At 63.3% G+C, this 6,864-nt stretch carries 9 protein-coding genes; 6 read left to right on the plus strand and 3 right to left on the minus strand.

Annotation, left to right across the window (positions count from 1 at the left end; genetic code table 11):
* Positions 1–445, plus strand: a 445-nt coding sequence (locus EOB80_RS35165) for a tRNA-dihydrouridine synthase (protein WP_245466305.1), incomplete at its 5' end; no start/stop codon positions are given.
* A gap of 10 nt (positions 446–455) precedes the next feature.
* On the opposite strand, the gene EOB80_RS09075 is transcribed toward EOB80_RS35165, so the two are convergent.
* Together EOB80_RS09075 and EOB80_RS09080 are read right to left on the minus strand one after the other, a co-directional pair.
* Positions 456–1,160: a TIGR02281 family clan AA aspartic protease gene (locus EOB80_RS09075; RefSeq protein ID WP_127270820.1), complete on the minus strand. Its 705-nt coding sequence runs from the start codon at positions 1,158–1,160 to the stop codon at positions 456–458.
* 7 nt (positions 1,161–1,167) lie between these two features.
* On the minus strand, positions 1,168–1,401 hold the full coding sequence (locus tag EOB80_RS09080) for a DUF1289 domain-containing protein (protein WP_027036625.1): 234 nt from the start codon (positions 1,399–1,401) through the stop codon (positions 1,168–1,170).
* 197 nt (positions 1,402–1,598) lie between these two features.
* On the opposite strand from EOB80_RS09080, the gene EOB80_RS09085 reads away from it, so the two are divergent.
* Positions 1,599–2,597: a nicotinate-nucleotide--dimethylbenzimidazole phosphoribosyltransferase gene (locus tag EOB80_RS09085; RefSeq protein ID WP_127327395.1), complete on the plus strand. Its 999-nt coding sequence runs from the start codon at positions 1,599–1,601 to the stop codon at positions 2,595–2,597.
* Between the two features lie 12 nt (positions 2,598–2,609).
* Here EOB80_RS09085 and EOB80_RS09090 read toward each other — a convergent pair whose 3' ends face one another.
* Positions 2,610–4,130, minus strand: coding sequence for a HAMP domain-containing sensor histidine kinase (locus EOB80_RS09090; protein ID WP_127327396.1), 1,521 nt, complete (start codon positions 4,128–4,130; stop codon positions 2,610–2,612).
* 75 nt (positions 4,131–4,205) lie between these two features.
* On the opposite strand from EOB80_RS09090, the gene EOB80_RS09095 reads away from it, so the two are divergent.
* From EOB80_RS09095 to EOB80_RS09110, 4 genes are all read left to right on the plus strand, one after another.
* Positions 4,206–4,826, plus strand: a complete 621-nt coding sequence (locus tag EOB80_RS09095; RefSeq protein WP_127327397.1) for a thermonuclease family protein — start codon at positions 4,206–4,208, stop codon at positions 4,824–4,826.
* A 43-nt stretch (positions 4,827–4,869) separates the two neighbouring features.
* Positions 4,870–5,481, plus strand: coding sequence for a glutathione S-transferase (locus tag EOB80_RS09100; protein WP_127327398.1), 612 nt, complete (start codon positions 4,870–4,872; stop codon positions 5,479–5,481).
* Positions 5,421–6,101: a uracil-DNA glycosylase family protein gene (locus EOB80_RS09105; protein WP_127327399.1), complete on the plus strand. Its 681-nt coding sequence runs from the start codon at positions 5,421–5,423 to the stop codon at positions 6,099–6,101. Before EOB80_RS09100 ends, EOB80_RS09105 begins: the two co-directional genes overlap by 61 nt.
* A 109-nt stretch (positions 6,102–6,210) precedes the next feature.
* On the plus strand, positions 6,211–6,702 hold the full coding sequence (locus EOB80_RS09110) for an Lrp/AsnC family transcriptional regulator (RefSeq protein WP_006205209.1): 492 nt from the start codon (positions 6,211–6,213) through the stop codon (positions 6,700–6,702).
* The last annotated feature ends 162 nt before the right edge of the window (positions 6,703–6,864 follow it).

Consider the following 6,864-nt stretch of genomic DNA (forward strand, 5'->3'; position numbering starts at 1 on the left):
GCCGCTCGATTACAGCAGAGTCTATCGACTGAAGGCAAAAAAGAATAACAAATTCATAGGTCTAAATGGCGGAATTCAGTCGATTGAAGAGGCGCAGGAGCATCTCGGTCATGTCGACGGCGCCATGCTTGGCCGCGCCGCCTACCACACGCCCGGCATTCTGGCCGGCGTCGATGCCGCTTTCTACGGCGTCCAGTCCGAGCCGTTCGATTTCGCCGCGCTGATCGATACGATGGCGGACTATGCGGCACGCCATATCGAGCAGGGTGGGCGGCTTGGCCATGTCACCCGCCATATGGTCGGACTGTTCCATTGCCTGCCCGGTGCGCGCCGCTACCGGCAAATCCTGTCCACGGACGCGACAAAACCCGGGGCTGGCCCGGACGTGCTGAAGACGGCTTACGCGGCCGTCGAGTTCGGTGGCGCAGCAGCCGAAGCGGCTTGAGCTTCGGGGATCAATCCCTGAGGATCATGCGGTCGCCGCGCACGTCAAAACCCGACAATGAACCGATGAAGTTCATGCCGAGCAGGCTCTGGCTGAGCATGCCGGGTGCGGCGATCATCACTGACATATCCCTGCGCATGATGCCGCCGATCGCAATCTGATCGGTTTTCACGGCCGCGGCGCGCGCCATGCCGTTGGCGGTCGAAACCGGTATGGTGTAGTTGAGCGCCGCTGGATTGAATCCGGCGGCCTGCGCATCTTGCGACGTCAGCACGGTGCTGGTCGCGCCGGTATCCACCACGGCCCGGACCGGGTTGCCATTGATCAGGATGCGCGCTTCGAAATGGCCGTTGTCCGCCTTGTCGAGCGTCACCGTGGCGTGGCCGTCCTCGACGCCAAGCGCAAGCGGGCTGCCGGGAACAAGGCCCGCGGTCACCCGGCTGGCGACATCCTGCAACTCATAGCGATACTGGTAGCCGGCGATCAGCGCGAGTGCGATCGCCGCCCAGGCGCCGAGATTGCGGGCCATGGCGCCCAGGGGTCGGCCCGAGCGAAGCAGGCCGGCGCCGATAAGGGCGCCAAAGGCACCGAGCCAGATCAGCCGGCTGAAATCGTTGTTCTCGACGCCGAGCGTGCTGCCGGCGGAATCATTGAGCATGAGCAGGACTGCTCCCACCCCGATAGCGGCCATCAAAATCCAGAACAACCGGCTCATCCGCACCTCACGATAGCGCGTCGCGTTCGCGCGCCATGCGGGTGCGGCGCGTTTCCCGGCGCGGCCGGCGCTCGACCGTCTCCAGCCGGGCCGGCAATTGCGCCATGACGCTGCGGCGCGTTTCCGTCGTCATCCCGATCCAGGCGCCGATTTCCTCGCGCGTGCGACCGCAACCGAAACAGAAGCCGGTTTTCATGTCGATCGAACAGACCAGGATGCACGGGGATTCGATGGCCGTCATGACTTTCTCTTGGGCTTCCATCCGGAATCCCTTGTTCCACCTCCACATGGTGCAACGGCAAAGCCAATGCAAGCCCTCGCGATTGCGCCCTTCGGGGCCGGCTTTGCGCCAAATGCAGGCCCATCATCCCGGAGGTTGTGCCAACCCCGCAAGGCGGCTATGCCGCTCACCAACTCCAGGGAATGATCGATAACAAGATGACCAGCGCACTGCCTTTCGACGATTTTCGCAACCTGTTGGCCAACCTGCCGGCGGCCGACACGGCAGCCGAGACCCGCGTGCGCACGCTGTTTGCCAAGGCCGATAAACCAGGCAATTCGCTTGGCCGCATCGAGGATACCGCCGCCTGGCTCGCCGGCTGGAGCGGGCGGGCTCCGCCCGCGGTGACAAGACCGCTGATGGCGGTCTTTGCCGGCAATCACGGCGTCACGCGCCACGGCATTTCGCCACGGCCGGTGGCGGCGACCGCCAACGCGGTCGAACTTTGCGCCGCCGGAGGTGCCGCCATCAACCAGATCTGCATTGCCTACGACCTCGGGCTGAAGGTTTTCGATCTTGCCCTGCACATCCCGACCGCCGACATCACCGAAGAGGCCGCGCTGGACGAGCGTGGCTGTGCCGCCACCATGGCCTTCGGCATGGAAGCGATCGCCGGCGGCACCGACCTTTTGTGTCTCGGCGATCTCGGCGTTGGCAACTCGACCGTCGCCGCCGCCCTGTTTGCGGCACTTTTCGGGGGCAGGGGCGTCGATTGGGTCGGCCCGGGGTCGGGCGCCGATGCGGCGATGCAGGCACGCAAAGCCGACGTGGTCGATGCGGCGCTGGCTTTTCATGGCGGCCATCTCGGCGACCCGCTCGAGGCGCTGCGCCGGGTCGGTGGCCGTGAATTCGCGGCGATCGCCGGCGCCATCCTTGCCGCGCGCATGCAGAAGATCCCGGTGCTGCTCGACGGATTGGCCGCGACGGCAGCCGCAGCGGTATTGCATGGCGTCAATCCCACCGCGCTCGATCATTGCGTGCTGGCCAGCCTGTCGCCGGAACCCGCGCATGCACGCGCCGCCCAACGGCTAGGGCTGCGCCCGTTGCTCGATTTGGGCATCAGCCATGGCGAAGGGGCAGGGGCCGCCCTTGCCGCGGGGCTGGTCAAGGCCGCCGCGCTGACCAGTTCGGGCATGGCTGTCGCGGTACGCGGCTAGAGTCTTGCCGGATTACCGTCGTCGAGCCGCCACCGCCGCGGTCGGCAGTGCTGGCAGTTCCTCCATCACCCGGCTGAGCGGGAAGATGGCGATCGCCTCCGTCCCTTCGCGCAGCTTGGAATGAAGTTCGAACTCGCCGCCATGCATGGCGAGCAGCCCTTGCACGATCGGCAGCCCAAGCCCGGTGCCTTGCTCGGCGCTCTTGATGGCAATCGAGCCCTGGCCGAAGGCGGAAAGCACGATCGGGATCTCGTCTTCCGGTATGCCCGGACCGTTGTCCTTGATCGAGATGTATTGTCCGCCACCCGCCGTCCAACCAACGCGGACACGGATTTCACCGCCGGTAGCGGTGAATTTTATCGCATTCGACAGAAGGTTGAGCGTGATCTGTCGCACCGCACGCTCATCAGCGAAAAGGCGCGGCAGTTCGTGCTCGAAATCCTGGACGACCCGGATATCCTTGTTGCGCGCCCTCAACTCCATCATGTGACAGCAGTCCTCAACGATACCAAGCAGCATCACCGGTTCTTCGTTGAGCTGGTAGCGGCCGGCCTCGATGCGCGACAGGTCGAGGATTTCGTTGATCAGATCGAGCAGATGCTGACCGGATTCGTGCACGTCATGGGCGTAGTCGCGATAGGTGGGATTGCTCATCGGCCCCAGCACCTCGTTCGACATCACCTCGGAAAAACCGAGAATGGCGTTGAGCGGCGTGCGCAATTCGTGGCTCATCGAAGCGAGGAACCGCGACTTCGCCAGATTGGCGTCCTCGGCCCGCCGCCGCGCCTCGTCCGACATCGATTTCGCCGTCTCCAGTTCAGCGATCAGCGCATCCTTTTCGGAGCGGAACGACAACATCATCAGGGACGAGTGGTTGAGATGACGGGCCACATAGGCGAAGAACGGCAGCGAAACGACCAGCAGCGCGGCCATGATCGCCTCGACCGGCATCCATAGCTTGGCGCCGGCATAAGCGTAGAGCGCCACGGGAACGGCAAAGGTCGCCAACAGCGCCCCGCGCAGAGACGAGGTCATCACCGCGGTCGCCGCCATGGCGAACAACAGCACCACGGCTTTGAGGATGTGGAACGGATCGACCTCGCAGACGCTGCAGCCAAGCCACACGAACCATGCCCAGCCGAGACCGCACAGGAAATGGCCGACCAGGAATTCCCGTCCTGCTTGCGAAGGGTTGAGCTCCGAAGCTTCCGCGCGCTCGATGCGCCGCGCCATGAAGGCAACGATAGTGTAGCAGGTCAGGGTGAACAGCGCCCAGAGCCCGATCTCGTTGCCGATTCCGGCCAGCCGGCCGGCCGCCGCGATCGCCAGAACAAGAAGCGGGATGGCGATGGCGCCGCTGGTCATCGCGCGGGCATGGAGCTTCAGCAGTTCACGATCGAAATCGGGATTGCCGGCCTGCTGCGAAAGACGGTCACGCGTCTTGCGCACCGCGCGCGCCACATCGCTGTTGCGATGAGGTTTCCTGCGGTCCACAATGAACTTGTCCGCTGTGTTCGAGCGTTGCAAGGGCATCAAAACTTCAATTTATGCGAGCAGCGGTTTCCAAGTGTTAAGCTACGTTCGAATGATTAACCAACCGTTTGCCATATGAGCCGCTCATGGTCGCCAAGACCGCGCCGGGGATACGTTGCGCGCCCCAGAAGCCTGTGGCGCCGGCTGGTGGATTACGGGCTTGCCGTCATCATCCTCGGACTGCTGATCCTGCTGGCGGCCCGCCTCGACCGGGTGGAGACACGCAAGACACAGGGCCTGGCAATCATCAACGACGGCGATTCGATCACGCTTGGCACTGAGCGTATCCGCATGCGCGGCATCGATGCTCCGGAATATACGCAGACCTGCCGCAAGAACGGCACGGACTATTCCTGCGGCACGCTTGCGCGCCAGTCGCTGGTTCGCCTGATCGCCGGCAAGCCCGTCTCCTGTACCGGCTGGCAGCGTGATCGTTATGGCCGGCTGCTCGGCGACTGCACCGCCGGCGGCAAGGATCTCAACCGCGCGCAGGTCGAGGCGGGCTGGGCGGTTGCCTATGGCGACTTCGAGAGCGAGGAGGCCGTCGCCCAGGCGGGAAAGGCCGGCATCTGGGCGGGAACGTTCGATCAGCCGCAGGATTGGCGAGACAGCCATCACGGCGAAGTCGTCGAGAAGAAGCACGGCACACTGGCGTCGATCGGCGATGCCGTGCGCGAGATTTTTCGCTTCTGGTGATGCGCGTCCTGAAAGCCGAACCGAGAACGAACAGGAGGATGGAATGAAACTCTTCGACGGTGGCCGGGCGCCCAACCCAAGGCGGGTCCGCGTTTTCCTGGCCGAGAAAGGCATCGAAGTTCCACAGGTGCCCATCGACATGGGGGCGCTGGAACACAGGCAACAGGCGGTCAGCTCGCGCAATCCCTTGCAGCGCCTGCCGGTGCTGGAACTCGACGATGGCACCGTCATCACCGAATCCGTCGCCATCTGCCGCTATTTCGAGGAACTGCATCCCGAACCGGCCCTGTTCGGGCGTGGCGCACTCGGCAAGGCGCAGGTCGAGATGTGGCAGCGACGGATGGAATTCAATTTGCTCAGCTGCGTCACGCAGGCCTTCCGGCACACCCATCCGGCGATGAAGGAATGGGAAATCCCGCAGGTCCCCGAATGGGGCGAGGCCAACAAGCCGAAGGCCGTGGCGTTCCTCAGGCTGCTGGACGGCGAACTGGGCAGCCGGGAGTTCATCGCCGGCGACAGCTATTCGATCGCCGACATCACCGGCCTGATCGCTGTGGACTTCATGAAGCCGGCACGCATCAAGGTGCCGGATGACTGCTCGAATGTTTTGCGCTGGCATCAGGCCGTCTCCAGCCGGCCGAGCGCATCAGCCTGAGAATGACTGCCGAACTCGAAAACCTCGTCGCCAAGGTCCGCGCCTGTCGCATCTGCGTGGAAGATCCGGCCGGCAAGCCGTTGCCGCATGAGCCACGACCTGTGCTGCGCCCATCGTCCAGCGCCCGTATCCTGATCGCCAGCCAGGCGCCGGGGACCAAGGTGCATCTGTCGGGCATGCCGTTCACCGACGCCTCCGGCGATCGCTTGCGCAGTTGGCTTGGTGTGACGAGCGACGAATTCTACGACATCGAAAAGTTCGCCATCGTCCCGATGGGTTTCTGCTTTCCCGGCCAGGATGCCAAGGGGGGAGACCTGCCGCCGAGGCGCGAATGCGCGGCGGCCTGGCGCGCACCCCTGATGGCCTCGATGCCGCGGATCGATCTGGTGCTGACAATCGGCATCTATGCGCAGTCCTGGCATATGGGTGCGGCGCGCCGGCCCTCCCTGACGGAAACGGTCAGGGACTGGCGCTCCATCTGGGAGAATTCCGTCGGTCCGAAAGTGTTGCCGCTGCCGCATCCCTCGTGGCGCAACACCGGCTGGCTGAAGAAGAATCCATGGTTTGAAATGGATTTGCTGCCTTTTCTGCGTTTGGAAATCCGCTATCGCCTCAGATGATCTTTCAGCAAGAAATCACTCGCTTTTCCATCAATTGGCAGAATTTCTTTCTTGTGAAAGGTCGGAATAAGGGGGAGTATAGCCAATCTATTCCCCTGGGGAGCAAAATATGGACCGCCTCGATAGGAAAATCCTCCGCCTTTTGCAGGAGGACGCGACACTCGCGGTCGCCGACGTCGCCAAGAAAGTCGGGCTGTCGACGACGCCTTGCTGGCGGCGCATCCAGAAGCTCGAGGAGGAGGGCGTCATCAAGCGGCGCGTTGCCATTCTCGACCATGAAAAGGTCAATGTGCGCGTCACCGTCTTCGTGTCGATCCGCACCAATTCGCACAGCCATGAATGGCTGCGGCGTTTCTCGGAAGTCATCCAGGAGTTTCCCGAGGTGGTCGAGTTCTACCGCATGAGCGGCGACGTCGACTATCTCCTGCGCGTCGTGGTGCCCGACATCGCCGCTTATGACGCCTTCTACAAGCGGCTGATCGCCAAGATCGAAATCCGCGACGTGTCGTCGTCCTTCGCCATGGAGCAGATCAAGTACACGACCGAAATCCCGCTCGACTACATGGTGCTGGACAAGGAATCGGGTGCCAACGCTGCCTGAGCTGGACGTCACACAAGGTCGTCCCGCTTAGTTCTTCTTTTTGTTGAGGAAACTCCAGGGCGAATTCACCGGCAGCGTGACGGTGTCCGGCACGCTGCCGACCGCGACGACGTCTGCCTTGCGCACGCTGGCGGTGAAGCTTGCGCCGCTCGATTTGAAACC

It is taken from the genome of Mesorhizobium sp. M7A.F.Ca.MR.245.00.0.0, from assembly GCF_003997415.1.
Classification (GTDB): domain Bacteria; phylum Pseudomonadota; class Alphaproteobacteria; order Rhizobiales; family Rhizobiaceae; genus Mesorhizobium.